The sequence below is a fragment of the Microbacterium sp. genome, from assembly GCF_039812165.1.
Classification (GTDB): Bacteria; Actinomycetota; Actinomycetes; order Actinomycetales; family Microbacteriaceae; genus Microbacterium.
The window spans coordinates 1-13,126 of sequence record NZ_JBDIAB010000016.1 but is presented as its reverse complement, the minus strand read 5'-3'; the positions used below and the strand labels follow the sequence as shown (position 1 = coordinate 13,126).

At 72.3% G+C, this 13,126-nt stretch carries 9 protein-coding genes; 2 read left to right on the top strand and 7 right to left on the bottom strand.

Annotated features, from left to right (window positions below):
* Positions 1 to 62: 62 nt before the first annotated feature.
* The 3 genes from WML84_RS02915 to WML84_RS02905 are packed head-to-tail and all read right to left on the bottom strand — an operon-like array spanning position 63 to position 5,180.
* Positions 63 to 1,574, bottom strand: a complete 1,512-nt coding sequence (locus WML84_RS02915; protein ID WP_347344648.1) for an ABC transporter substrate-binding protein — start codon at positions 1,572 to 1,574, stop codon at positions 63 to 65.
* Entirely contained in the window at positions 1,571 to 3,397 is a 1,827-nt protein-coding gene (locus tag WML84_RS02910) for an ABC transporter permease subunit (RefSeq protein WP_347344647.1), read from the bottom strand. The genes WML84_RS02915 and WML84_RS02910 overlap by 4 nt, the downstream gene beginning before the upstream one ends.
* Before the next feature lie 58 nt (positions 3,398 to 3,455).
* On the bottom strand, positions 3,456 to 5,180 hold the full coding sequence (locus WML84_RS02905; RefSeq protein WP_347344646.1) for an ATP-binding cassette domain-containing protein: 1,725 nt from the start codon (positions 5,178 to 5,180) through the stop codon (positions 3,456 to 3,458).
* 179 nt (positions 5,181 to 5,359) lie between these two features.
* On the opposite strand from WML84_RS02905, the gene WML84_RS02900 reads away from it, so the two are divergent.
* Complete coding sequence (locus WML84_RS02900; RefSeq protein WP_347344645.1) at positions 5,360 to 6,487, top strand: carboxylate-amine ligase; 1,128 nt, start codon at positions 5,360 to 5,362, stop codon at positions 6,485 to 6,487.
* Here the strand turns inward: WML84_RS02900 and WML84_RS02895 are convergent.
* Both WML84_RS02895 and WML84_RS02890 read right to left on the bottom strand, forming a co-directional pair.
* Positions 6,459 to 6,842 carry a TIGR02611 family protein gene (locus WML84_RS02895; protein WP_347344644.1) on the bottom strand — a complete coding sequence of 128 codons (384 nt, stop codon included), beginning with the start codon at positions 6,840 to 6,842 and terminating at the stop codon, positions 6,459 to 6,461. The two genes, WML84_RS02900 and WML84_RS02895, sit on opposite strands and share 29 nt — an antisense overlap.
* 98 nt (positions 6,843 to 6,940) lie before the next feature.
* A complete protein-coding gene (locus tag WML84_RS02890) occupies positions 6,941 to 8,215 on the bottom strand; it encodes a DUF222 domain-containing protein (RefSeq protein WP_347344643.1) in 1,275 nt (424 codons plus the stop codon).
* A gap of 274 nt (positions 8,216 to 8,489) precedes the next feature.
* Between WML84_RS02890 and WML84_RS02885 the strand changes: the two genes are divergently transcribed.
* Positions 8,490 to 8,735 (top strand): hypothetical protein, encoded by a 246-nt coding sequence (locus tag WML84_RS02885; protein ID WP_347344642.1) that lies wholly within the window; start codon positions 8,490 to 8,492, stop codon positions 8,733 to 8,735.
* Positions 8,736 to 8,777: 42 nt separating this feature from the next.
* Here the strand turns inward: WML84_RS02885 and WML84_RS02880 are convergent, their stop codons facing one another.
* Positions 8,778 to 9,479, bottom strand: coding sequence for a gamma-glutamyl-gamma-aminobutyrate hydrolase family protein (locus WML84_RS02880; protein ID WP_347344641.1), 702 nt, complete (start codon positions 9,477 to 9,479; stop codon positions 8,778 to 8,780).
* Complete coding sequence (mfd, locus tag WML84_RS02875; protein ID WP_347344640.1) at positions 9,476 to 13,066, bottom strand: transcription-repair coupling factor; 3,591 nt, start codon at positions 13,064 to 13,066, stop codon at positions 9,476 to 9,478. Before mfd ends, WML84_RS02880 begins: the two co-directional genes overlap by 4 nt.
* Positions 13,067 to 13,126 lie beyond the last annotated feature (60 nt).

The window sequence follows — 13,126 nt, the reverse complement described above, 5'->3', positions numbered from 1 at the left end:
GGGCGGCCCCTCCGCAGATCGGAGGAGCCGCCCGTCGCCGTGCGTGCCTCGGTCGGACCAGCTCAGCTGGCCGGCTCGGTGTGCTCGGTGATCAGGCGACGCTCGAACGGATCCCGCTCGAAGCCGACCCACGTGCCGAGCTCGCCCTGGATCACCCGCTCATGGGTGACCGGGATGGTCGCGCTCCGCTGCAGCACCGCAGCCTCGGCCGCCATGGTCGCCTTCTGGCGCTGCGGCCCCGGCTCGTAGGTGAGTCCGTCCGTGAAGATCGCGTCGAGCTCGGGGACGCACAGCTGCGAGACGTTGTTGCCGCCCGTGCAGCTGAAGTCCTGCATCAGCGCCGACAACGGGTCGCCCGTGTCGATCATGGTGTTGCGCGAGAGGATCACGGCGTCGAAGCCGCCGTTCAGCATCTCCTCCTCGAGGTTCGCGTACTCCCGGACGTCCTGCGTCACCACGAAGCCGGCCTTCTCGAGCTGCGCCTGCGCCTGCACCGCGATCTCCGGGTTCTCGGCCCGGTCGGTGTAGGTGGCGAGCGTGATGGCGATGCCGTCGACCTTCGCCGGCGACGTCGAGGACTCGACGTCGCCGCGCAGCTCCGCGGCCCACGGCAGCGCAGGTCCCAGGATGCCGACGGCGGGGTCGGCGTATCCCTCGTAGATGGTGTCGGCGATGACCTTCGGGTCGATGGCCGCGCGCGCCGCCGCGCGGACGGCGGGGTCGGCGAACGGGCCCGACACGGTGTTGAGCGCGATGTGGGTGGTGCGCGGCATGTACACCTCGTTGACCATGTCGACGTCGAGCAGGCTCACCTGCGAGACCGGGATGGTCTCGGCGACGTCCGCCTCGCCCGAGCGGATCGCCGCCGCGCGGGCGGTGCCGTCGGGCACGAACGACGCGTCGATGCCCGCCGCGACGGCGACGTCGCCCCAGTAGTCCTCGAAGCGCTCGAGGGTCAGCGTGCTGCTGCCGTTGATGTCGGTGAGCTCGAACGGGCCCGTGCTGGTGCCGATCGTGTCCACGCTCCCGTCCGCGGCGCCGTAGGCGGCCGGCGAGAAGATCGAGAACTGCGGGCTCGCCAGGCGGTTCGGCAGCATCGCGTCGGCGATGTCGGTCGCGATCGTCACCTCGTGCTCGCCGGTGACCTCGGCCGCGAGCTTCACGCCCTTGAGCGCGCGCGGCGGCGTCGCCGACGCGCTCGCGTGGTCGATCGTGGTCTTCACGGCCTCGGCGTCGAAGGTCGCGCCGTCCTGGAAGGTCACGTCGTCGCGGAGCGTGAACACCCACGTGAGGTCGTCGACCTTGGTCCACTCGGTCGCCAGCAGCGGCTCGGGCCCGGCGTCCTCGTCGAGACGCACCAGGGTCTCGGCGGCGCTCAGACGCGAGTACTTGAAGGCGTCGTCGCTGTAGGGGTGCATCGCGGCCTTGGGCGGCTGCATGAAGGCCACCCGGATGCGGTCTCCTCCCTCGGCGGGCGCGCCCGCCTGCCCGCTCGCGCAGCCGCTCAGCGCCAGCGCGGCCGCCGCCGCGAGGGCGACGAGTCCCGCGCACCCCTTTCGGAGTCTCTTGTTCATGGCATCTGCCTTTCCGTTTCCTGTGTGGTCTGCGGCGTGCTCTCATCGGGTGCGCCGCGTCTGCCCGGCGTGCGCCGGAGGTCGAAGTTCAGGCTCGACAGCGAGACGGCGAGCACCGAGAGGAGGATCAGGGCGCCCGCGGGCACCAGCACCACGAGCGGAGCGCGCTCGACGTACGGCATCCCCTCGGCGAGCACGAGGCCCCAGTCGGAAGCGGGCGGCTGCGGCCCGAGCCCGAGGAAGCCGAGCGTGGCCAGGGCCAGCGTGATGCCGGGGAGACGCAGGCACGCGTGCCGGAAGACGGGACCGACGACGCCCGGCAGCACGTAGCGGAAGGTGATACGCGTGCGCCCGACACCCAGCATCGGCGCGATGCGGACGTGCGGCTGCGCCTTCACCTCGGCGACGAGCGCCGAGGTGTGCGAGGCGAGCGGCGCCCAGCTCACGACGGCGACCGCGACGGCCGCCCCGATGGCGGAGGGGCCCGTGATCGCCGACACGATGAGGCCCGCGAGGATGGGCGGCGCGGCGTTGGTGACCTCGATGGGTCCCGCGCTCACGTTCGGGAACAGGCCCACGACGAGGCCGAGGCAGAGGCAGATCGCCGTCACGATCACGCCCATGCCGAGGGTCGAGAGGGCGCCGTGGGCGATGCGCCCGAGGACGTCGCGGCCGTTCGCATCGGCGCCGAACGGCAGCTCGAGGCTCGGCGGCTGCAGGCGCGCGTGGTCGAGCGCGTAGGGGTCGCGCGGGAGGCCGGTGAGGATCATGACGACCAGCAGCACGAGCACCGTCGCGGGGAGCACGAGCGCCCACCGCGGGCTCGGCGGCTTGGGCACGGCGGCCGGCAGCGAGCTCGACCGGAAGGCGGGTCCGAGCAGCACGCGGCGGAGGAGCTGGACTCCGATGCCGAAGGCCACCGCGAGCAGCATCAGGAGCAGCACGCCGCCCTGCAGCGTCGGCAGGTCCTGCGACTGTGCGGCACCGAGCGTCGTGCGGCCGATGCCCGGGATCGAGTAGACCTTCTCGATCACCACGGCGCTCGCGGTGATGCTCACGAGGCTGAGCGACATCGGCGCGGCCACGCTCGGGAGGCTCCTGCGGAGAGCTGCGAGGACGATCCGGGTCTTCGAGTACCCGGCGACCTGCCACGTCGCGACCCAGCGCTCCGCGAAGGTGTCGGCGAGCGCGTCCGAGAGCATGCGCCCGAGGAATCCGCCGGCGGGAAGTCCCATCGACAGCGCCGGCAGCACCAGGTGGTGCGGGCCTACCCAGCCGTAGGGAGGCAGCCAGCCGAGCCACACCGCGAAGACGACCAGCAGCACCGATGCGAGCAGGAAGTCGGGGAGCGCGGTGAACGCCGCGGCGGCTCCCCCGCCGGTGCGATCCGATCGGCCCGCGAGACCGCGGCGGAACGTGGGAACCGTCAGGAGCGCCGCCACGACCACGGCGACGACGAGCGAGGCGAGCATGAGGGTCAGCGAGGTGCCGAGCGCGGTGAGGAGGTCGGGGAGCACGGGCGTGTGGGTGACCCAGGACTCGCCGAGGTCGCCGCGCAGCGCCTTGCCCATCCAGGCCAGGAACGAGCCGACCATGCCGCCGTCGGCGCCGATCTCCTGGCGGATGCTCTCCAGCGTCTCGGGCGAGATCTCGCCCTCCGAGAAGCGGGCGCGATAGATCGAGACGGCGACGTCGCGCCCGGAGAGGAGGGGCAGGATGCTGAGGAGGAAGACCACGGCGACGATCGTCGCGATGCGCGAGATCGTGATGACGAGGGCGGCTCGGGATCCGGGCAGCGCGTTCTTTCGGGTCGTCTGTGCCATGCGGACGGCTTTCTGCGCGCGCCGGCGCGATGCCGCGCCGGCCGGGTGGTCGGGGGGATCAGGCTGCCGTGCGCACCGGCTCGGGTTCCAGGCGGAGCGTCGGGATCGCCTCCAGCAGCTCGCCCGTGCGCGGGTGCGCGGGAGCTGCGAGGAGCTCCCGGGTGGGGCGATCCTCGACGACTCCGCCGCCGTGCATGACGACGGTCCGCTCGCACAGGCTGGCGATCATCGAGAGGTCGTGCGACACGACGACCATCCCGGTGCCGCGCTCTGCCGAGACCCGGCGCAGCAGCGCGACGATCTGCTCCCGCATGGGGAGATCGAGGCCGCTCACCGGCTCGTCCGCCAGCAGGAAGTCGGGTCGCGTCGCGATGGCCCGCGCCAGCGCGAGGCGCTGCGCCTGCCCCCCGGACAGCTCCGCCACGCGGCGGGAGAGGAACGTGTCGTCGAGGTTCACGGCGTGCAGCGCGTCGCGGATCATCCCCCGGTGCTCGCCCGGCACGTCGAGACGCACGAGCGGCTCCGCCATGAGCTGACCGACCGTCATGAGCGGGTGCAGCGTGCTGGCGGGATCCTGCGGCACGTACTGCACCTTCCGGCGGTACCACTTCAGCTCCCGCACGCCGCCCGGGTGCACCTCGCGGGCCTGGCAGGCGACCTCGCCGGCGTCGGCGCCCTCGAGCGCGAGCATGACGCGCAGCAGTGTGGTCTTGCCCGACCCCGAGACGCCCACCACGCCCACGCGCTCGCCCGGATCGATCCGCAGCGTCGTCGGCTCGAGGGCGACCCTCGTGCGCGGCCTCTCCAGAAGGCTCCGACGCGGCAGGCGATACGAGCGGGTCACTCCGCTGATGTCGTAGAACGCAGGCTCCGCACGCGGCGCTGGGGCGCCTGTCCGTTCCGGTCGCGGCTCGGCGACCTCCCGGGCGAACCGCTCGATGTACGGCTGGATCGTGGCCGCCCCGGCGGCCCGGATCAGCTCGCGCGTGAAGGCGTCCTCGGGGGCCGAGAAGATGCTCGCGACGGTTCCCTCCTCGCGGATGCGCCCGTCCTTCATCACCACGGCGTGACTGCACAGCTCCGCGGCCACCGCGAAGTCATGGGTGATGAACAGCAGGGCGGGGGTGTGCTCGCCCGCGGTGTAGCGGCCGAGCACGTCGAGCACGCGCCTCTGGGTCACCACGTCGAGTGCCGAGGTGGGCTCGTCGGCGACCAGCATGCGCGTGTCGCACGCGAGCGCCAGGGCGATGCACACGCGCTGGCGCTGCCCGCCCGACAGCTCGCCCGAGAAGCGGTCGAGGATGTGCGCGGGATCGGGGAGGCCCACCGACTCGGCCAATCCCGCCGCCGCGGTGAGCGCCTCGGCACGCGAGAGTCCGCGGTGCCGCCGCAGCGGCTCGACGAGCTGTTCCCGCACGCGCACGAGCGGGTTCAGCGCGACCGCCGAGTCCTGGAACACCATCGCGACGCGCGCCTCGTCGGTGCGCTGGGACGACGGGGTGCCCAGCACCTCCACGCCGTTCACGCGGATGCTGCCCGAGGTGACGGCGTGCGCCGGGAGCCGGCCGAGCAGCGCGGCTGCGGTGAGCGACTTGCCGGAGCCCGATTCGCCCAGCAGGCACACGCGCTGTCCTCTCGCCACCGAGAACGAGACGCCCTTGACGAGCGGGCGTCCGCCGATCGTGATCCGGAGGTCGGCGACCTCGAGGCTCGGCGGCGCGTCGCCGCCCGCGTCGCCCGACGTCCTCCGGTCGAGCAGCGGCCCGGCAGCATCAGAACTCATAATGAGTTTCATTATCATTAATGCGGGCGGAGATCTCAACTCGTCCCGGAGCGCACCGCCTCACCGTGCGATGCGGCCCCGGTGCCCGGCCTCCTGTTCGCGCGGGGGTCGGCGCGCGAGCGGATCTTGCCGCGACGCCCCTCCAGGCGCTGAGATGGGGGGAACGGAAGGATGCCGCGATGGAGCGACCCGAGTTCACCATCGGTATCGAGGAGGAGTACCTCCTCGTGGACCGCGACTCCCGGGCGCTCGCCGTGGCGCCGCAGGGGTTCATCGAGGACTGCGCGGCCGTCCTGCAGGACCAGGTCAGCCCGGAGTTCAAGCAGTGCCAGGTCGAGGTCGGCACGCGCGTGTGCCGGAACGCCGCCGAGGCCCGGGAGGATCTGCGCCGGCTCCGGTCGGCGATCTCCGCTCAGGCCGCACGGCACGGGCTCGTGCCGATCGCGGCATCCTGCCACCCGTTCGCGGACTGGAAGGATCACGACCACACGCCGAAGGAGCGGTACGACGGCCTGGAGCGGGCGCTCGCCGGGGTCGCACGGCGGCTGCTGATCTGCGGATGCCACGTGCACGTCGGCGTCGGGGACGACGCGCTGCGCGCGGACTTCCTGCAGCAGATGCCGTACTTCCTGCCGCACCTCCTGGCCCTCTCGACCTCGTCGCCGTTCTGGCAGGGCGAGGACACCGGGCTCGCCTCGTACCGCATCTCGGTGTTCGACAACCTGCCGCGCACCGGGCTGCCGCCCGAGTACCAGAGCTGGGCGGAGTATCAGCGCTCGGTCGGCGTGCTCATCGACCTCGGCATCATCGAGGACTCGTCGAAGATCTGGTGGGACCTGCGGCCGTCGCACTCGTACCCGACGCTCGAGACGCGCATCATGGACGTCTCCCCCAGGCTGGAGGACGCGATCACGCTGGCCTCGCTGACGCAGTCGATCATGCGGATGCTGTGGCGCCTGCGTGTGCGCAACCAGCGCTGGCGCAGCTACGGGCGCTTCCTCGTGGGCGAGAACCGGTGGCGCGCGCAGCGCTACGGCACCACGGAGGGCCTCATCGACTTCGGGCGGGGCACGATCGTGCCGTTCCCCGAGCTCATGGCCGAGCTCGTCGAGCTGGTCGAGGAGGACGCCGACGCCCTGGAGTGCCGCGCCGAGCTCGAACGGGTGCAGACCATCGCGGCCACGGGCAGCTCCGCGGAGCGCCAGCGCGCCGCCGCGGCTCGGGCCGTGGCATCCGGAGCCGACCTCGACGGCGCGATGGCGGCGGTCGTGGACCACCTCATCGAGGAGTTCCACCACGACCTGTGACGCGAGCCACGCGACGCGCCTTCCACCACGACCAGAACCGGTCGAGCAGGCGCTTGACGGACGCCGCGGCCCGCCGCGCCCAGCCGAACTCGGTGCCGAGCACGGTGAGGCCGAGGAACACGACGAGCCAGCCCGGTCCGGGAAGCGGCACGAGCAGCAGTCCGAGGACCGTCAGGATGCCGCCGGCGGTCCCGACGGCGACTCGATAGGAGAACTCGAGCCGCGGGTGCCTCGCGACCCACACGCGAGCACGGCGCAGCCGCCGACGGATCGGCCGATCGGGGTTCTCCGCTGCGCGGATCTCGGCGCGCACCGTCTCCTCCAGATCGGTACGCTCATGCAGCTCGGTTGCCATGTCGGCATCCTATCGAGATATATCGCGAGTTTTCTGTGAGTCGAGACGCTCCTGGATCGCGCCGCGCGGCCGTCCGGCCGCCCGCGTCGTACTTGCGGTCAGGCGGCGAGGTTGTAACGGGCGTTGCCGCCGAGTCGGGGGCTGCGATCGGGGTCGAGCCAGGGTGGGGGGATGAACCAGACTTTCGCTCGGGTGCCGTTGCCGTCGATGTGGATGTCCCATCCGTCGTCGTGGATGCGGTGGTGGCAGGCGATGCACAGCGCGATCGCGTTGGCGAGGTCGGTGCGGCCGCGGTCTCGGGCCCACCACCTCAGGTGGTGCACGACGGTCATGCTCGGGGGCAGTCCGCAGCACGCGCATCCGCCGTCGCGTTCGAGGGTCGCGAGCTTCTGCGCCGGGGTGAACAGTCTCTTCGCCCTCCCCCAGTCGAGGATCTCGCTGTCCCCGCCGAGGACGACGGGGATGACCTGGGCGTCCGCGGCCATCCGCCGCACCGTCCCGGCTGAGACCGGTCGGGTGATCCCGTCGATCGTGCCGGCACCGGCTCCCGTTTCCAGGTGGTCGAGGTTGATTCGGACGATCACGGTCGTGGACGGCCCGGTGGGGGCCTGGTCGCAGGCCAGGGCGTGCCGGCACAGCTCCGCGAGCGCGTCCGCGTACAGCTGCTTCACATTCCGCGGGTCCGCCAGCGCCTCGTCGGCCGGGTCGTCTCCCGGATCATCGGAGCCCTGTCGCCGGTGGGTGTCGTCGCGTCGGCGGAGCATGCCGCTGACGATGTCGTCGAGGGCGGCTTTGATCGGTGCACCGGTCTCGGGGGCGAACCTGCCGTCGACGAGGATCGCCCCCGCGCGGTCTTCGCGGACGATCAGGTACCGGGCGTCGCGCAGCTCCCGCTCCTTCTGTTCCACCCCGTCCGGGTCGAGGGTCGCTTCCGCCCTGATCAGCAGGGCCCGCAGCTCGTCCGAGGTCAACCCGGGTGCCGCGCCCACGAGGCCCTGCTCCATCGCCGCCACCGCGGCCGGGTCCACGCGGGGCGGGACACGGTCCAGCATCCGGGTGATCTCCGCTCCGGCGGCCACGCTCAACCGCCCCGTCGCGAGCGCGTCGGCCACGTGCGGGCGGCGGGCCGGGAGCATCTCGCCGGTGAGCGACATCCCCGGCGCGGTCGCCTCCCCGACCGTCACGAGCTTGATCGCGTCGGGCACGGACGCCCCGGTGGTCGCCGAGATCAGCTTCGCCGCCGTCCGATGACCGTGCCGTTTCGCCAGCGAGTCCTTCCCCAGCTCGGGCCGGGACTGCCGGGCGATCTCGCCCGCGACCGGCGCGTACGCGGCATCCACCGCCCGCCGCAAGGCGCCGAACGCATCGTTCACCGCGATCAGCTCACCCGGCGACAACACCGCGACAGCCCGACCACTCACTCGGGCCCGCAACGCCACCAGCGCCACGGCCACCAGACCGAGAAGATCGTCCATACCTTCGATACTAGTGAACCCCGAGGCCTCTGTCTAGTACTTTTCTTCGACGTTCTGCCGCAGATCACCGAGAATCACAGATCGCACAACACGGCTTCCCACCTCAGAGCCCCTCAGACATCTCCCCACATTCGTAGATCTGTACTCACGCCAGATCCGACAGAATGAGACTGTGCTCCATCTCCGCCCGCGCACAGACGCCGATTGCGAGACGGTGGCGGACTGGATCGACGATGCCGAGGCGCTCTACCCGTTCACCGGAGCCGAGGCTCGGAAGCTCGGCGCGACCACCCTGACGCTGAACGTCATCGCCGGCAACCGGCCTGCGATCCGCACATACGAACGCGCCGGTTTCCGCTCGGTCGAGCCCACCACGGACGTGGAGGCCTACGCGATGACCCGCTCGCTGCAGCGCTGACTCCGCGCTGCGCCTGGGCAGCGTCGCGCACCCGCGCCGAGCTCAGCCCACAGCGCGGGCGAAGTCCCCCAACAGCGCCCGCAGCGCGGCGGGGTCGGCGGCCGCGTCCTCCGGATGCCACTGCACGCCCACGACCCACGCGTCGCCGGGCAGCTCGACGGCCTCGACCACGCCGTCGGGCGCCACCGCCGACACGACCAGGCCATCGCCGAGCCGGCCGACCGCCTGGTGATGGCCGGAACGGATCGCGCGCGCGCCCACCCCGAGAATCCCCGCCAGCCGCGTGTCTCCGCGCACGAGAACGTCGTGCGTCACCATCGGCGACACCGGCATGCGATGGATGCCCTCGCCGAGGTCTTGCACGAGAGTGCCGCCGAGCACGACGTTCAGCAGCTGCGTGCCGCGGCAGATCGTGAACAGCGGGATGCCGCGATCCAGCGCCCCGCGCACGAGGTCGCCCTCGAAGGCGTCGGCGGCGGCGTCCGAAGAGTTCATCCAGGCACCGGCCGGCTCGGCGCCGTACGAGCGCGGATCGACGTCCGCCCCGCCGAGGACGATGACACCGGATGCCGCCGCGACGAGCTCGGCGGCCGCGGCATCCGGATCCGCGGCATTGATCCATCGCAGCCCCAGCCCGGCGGCCTCGGCCGCCGCGCCCGCCACGGCGGCGAGCTCGCTCAGCTTGCGCGCGAAGTCGGCGTCGTGCCTCGGCGTAGAGCTCGAGTACGAGACCACGACGGTCACGCGGATGCCTCCGCCACCGGCAGGGGGAAGAGCTGGTCGAGCAGCTGCGCGGTCCAGGCGATGAGGTCGGCGTCGCCCACGAGCTCGCCCCCGGCGGTCGGGAGCGGCACGATCATGGCGTCGCCGCCGGCGAGGATCTTCGCCTTCGGGTGCAGTCGCTGCAGCCGCACCCGCATCGAGTCGGGCAGGCGCGCGGGCGCGATCCGCAGGTTCGGGCCCATCGCGACGACGTCGGTGAGCCCCGACCGCGCGGCGCGCCGGCGCAGGCGCGCGACCGCGAACAGGCCCTGCACCTCGGCGGGCGGCTCGCCGTAGCGGTCGCGCAGCTCGTCGACCACGAGGTCGATCGCGTCGTCGGCAGCCGACGCGGACGCCGCGGCCGACAGCTTCTGGTACGCCTCCAGCCGCAGCCGCTCGCTGTCGACATAGGTCTCCGGGATGCGCGCGTCGACCGGCAGCTCCAGCCGCAGCTCGGTCGGCCCCTCGACCTCCTCGCCGCGGAACGTGGCCACGGCCTCGCCGATCATGCGCAGGTAGAGGTCGAAGCCGACGCCGGCGATGTGCCCGGCCTGCTCGGCGCCGAGGAGGTTGCCCGCGCCGCGCAGCTCGAGGTCCTTGAGCGCGACCTGCATGCCGCTGCCGAGGTCGTTGTTCACCGCGATCGTCTCGAGCCGGTCGGCCGCGGTCTCGGACAGCGGCTTGAGGTCGTCGTAGAGGAAGTACGCGTACGCGCGCTCGCGACCGCGGCCCACGCGCCCGCGAAGCTGGTGCAGCTGCGACAGCCCGTACTTGTCGGCGCGGTCGACGATGATCGTGTTGGCGTTGGAGATGTCGAGGCCCGTCTCGATGATCGTCGTGCACACGAGCACGTCGAAGCGGCGCTCCCAGAAGTCGTCGACGACCTGCTCCAGCGCGTGCTCCCCCAGCTGCCCGTGCGCGACCGCGATGCGCGCCTCGGGCACCAGCTCGGCGAGCTGCGACGCGACGCGCTGGATCGACTGCACGCGGTTGTGCACGTAGAACACCTGCCCCTCGCGCAGCAGTTCGCGGCGGATCGCGGCCGAGACCTGCTTGTCGTTGCGGGGTCCGACATAGGTGAGGATCGGATGCCGATCCTCGGGCGGCGTCTGCAGCGTCGACATCTCGCGGATGCCGGTGACCGCCATCTCGAGCGTCCGCGGGATCGGCGTCGCGCTCATCGCGAGGATGTCGACACCGGTCTTGAGCTTCTTGAGCGCGTCCTTGTGCTCGACGCCGAAGCGCTGCTCCTCGTCGACGATCAGCAGGCCGAGGTTTCGGAACGAGACCTTCTCGGTGAGGATGCGGTGGGTGCCGATGACCATGTCGACGGTGCCGTCGGCCAGGCCCGCGATCGTCTCGCGCGCCTGCTTGTCGGTCTGGAATCGCGACAGCGGCCGGACCTTCACGGGAAAGCCCGCGAACCGCTCGGTGAACGTCTCGAGATGCTGCTTCACGAGCAGCGTCGTGGGCACGAGCATCGCGACCTGCGTGCCGTCCTGGATGGCCTTGAACGCGGCGCGCACGGCGACCTCGGTCTTGCCGAACCCGACGTCGCCCGACAGCAGCCGGTCCATCGGGATCGGCTTCTCCATGTCGGCCTTGATCTCGTCGATCGTCTGCAGCTGGTCGGGGGTCTCGGCGAACGGGAACGCCTCCTCGAGCTCGCGCTGCCACGGCGAGTCGGGGCCGAACGCGTGGCCCTTCGCGGCCATGCGCGCCGAGTAGAGCTTCACGAGCTCGACGGCGATGTCGCGCACCGCCTTGCGGGCGCGGCCCTTCGCCTGGGCCCAGTCGCTGCCGCCCATCTTCGAGAGCACGGGCGCCTCGCCGCCGACGTAGCGCGACAGCAGGTCGAGCTGGTCGGTGGGGACGAACAGCTTGTCGCCCGGGTAGCCGCGCTTGGCCGGCGCGTACTCGATCACGAGGTACTCGCGCTGGGTCTTGACCGCGTTGCGCCCGCCGGTCGACACCTCGCGCTGCACGAGCTCGACGAACCGCCCGATGCCGTGCGTCGAGTGCACGACGAAGTCGCCGGCCTTCAGCTGCAGCGGGTCGACCACGTTGCGGCGGCGCGACGCGAGGCGCTTCACGACGCGCGAGTCGCCGCCGATCGTGCGACCGTAGAACTCGCTCTCGGTGAGCACGGCGAGCCGGGCCTCGGCCGACTCGAAGCCGCGCTCGAGCGTCGCCACCGTCGCGATCGCGACGCCGGGCTCCGGCTCGGCGGTCACGGTGTCGGCCATGCGCGCGGCGACGCCGCGCTCGGCGAGCACGTCGCGCGTGCGCTCGACGAGACCGGTGCCGGAGGCGGCCACGACGACCCGCCAGCCGTCGGCGAGGAGGCTCGCCACGTGCGCGGTCGCGCCGTCGACGTTGCCCTGGAACGACGGCACGGGCGCACCGACGACGCGCACGACGGTGTCGCCTGCGGCATCCACGAGCCCCTCCTCCGTGGCGTCCGCGGCCCCGGAGTCGAAAGCGCTGAGCGTCCACCACACGCCGCCGCGGTCGCGCGCGGCGTCGCGCAGCTGCGGCAGCGTGAGGAAGTCGCCCGCGTCGACGTCGACCGGCAGGTCGGCGCCCATCGTCGCCGCGCTCCACGCCGCGTCGAGGAACTCGCGGTTCGTCTCGCTCAGCGTCAGCGCGCGCGTGACGGCACGCTCGGGATCGACGAGCGCCGCCGCCGCCCCGCGCGGCAGATAGTCCACGAGCGGCACGATGCCGTCGGAGAGGGCCGGGACGAGCGACTCCATGCCCTCGACCGGGATGCCCTCGGCGAGCTTCTCGAGCATGCCGCGCAGGCCCGGCGCGCGGTCGCGCAGCTCGAGCGCGCGCTCTCGCACGCGGTCGGTCAGCAGCAGCTCGCGGCTGGGCATGAGCACGACGCCGGCCACGTCGCCGGGGAGCGACCGCTGGTCGGCGACCGAGAACGCGCGGATCTGGTCGACCTCGTCGCCGAAGAACTCGACGCGGTAGGGGTGGTCGGCCACGGGCGGGAAGACGTCGAGGATGCCGCCGCGCACGGCGAACTCGCCGCGCCGCGAGACCATGTCGACGCGGTGGTAGGCGAGCGTGACGAGGCGGCGCGCGACCTCGGCGAGGTCGTGGCCGCGCGCGCCGACCTCGAGCTCGACGACGCCCGCGTCGGCGAGGCCCGCCGCGATCGGCTGCAGAGCGCTGCGGACGGATGCCGTGACCACCACGGGCGCGACGCCGTCCCAGGCCGCGAGACGCTGGAGCACGTCGAGCCGCCGGCCGACCGTCTCGGCGCTGGGGCTCAGCCGCTCGTGCGGCAGGGTCTCCCACGCCGGGAAGTGCAGCACGGTCGCCTCCGGGATCACGGCGGCGAGGGCGGCGCCGATCGACTCGGCGCGCCGTCCGGTGGGTGCGACGACGAGGAGCGCCGCCGGGTGGCCGGCGACGCTGCGGCGCTCGACGAGGCCGGCCAGCAGCGGCGCGTCGAGGCCTTCGACGAGGGAGAACTCGGCGTCGGCGGGTGCTGCGCCCACGGCATCCCGAAACGACTCCGCCTGCGCGAGGGCGCGCACGATCCCGGGAACTGTCACCGGACGAGTCTACGGCGGGCGGCCGACACCGGCTCGGAGCCGCACGCAGCCACGGCTCCC

Coding starts and splice junctions, on each gene's coding strand:
- WML84_RS02915 (WP_347344648.1), bottom strand. CDS start 1,574: ATGAACAAGAGACTCCGAAAGGGGTGCGCGGGACTCGTCGCCCTCGCG.
- WML84_RS02910 (WP_347344647.1), bottom strand. CDS start 3,397: ATGGCACAGACGACCCGAAAGAACGCGCTGCCCGGATCCCGAGCCGCC.
- WML84_RS02905 (WP_347344646.1), bottom strand. CDS start 5,180: ATGAGTTCTGATGCTGCCGGGCCGCTGCTCGACCGGAGGACGTCGGGC.
- WML84_RS02900 (WP_347344645.1), top strand. CDS start 5,360: ATGGAGCGACCCGAGTTCACCATCGGTATCGAGGAGGAGTACCTCCTC.
- WML84_RS02895 (WP_347344644.1), bottom strand. CDS start 6,842: ATGGCAACCGAGCTGCATGAGCGTACCGATCTGGAGGAGACGGTGCGC.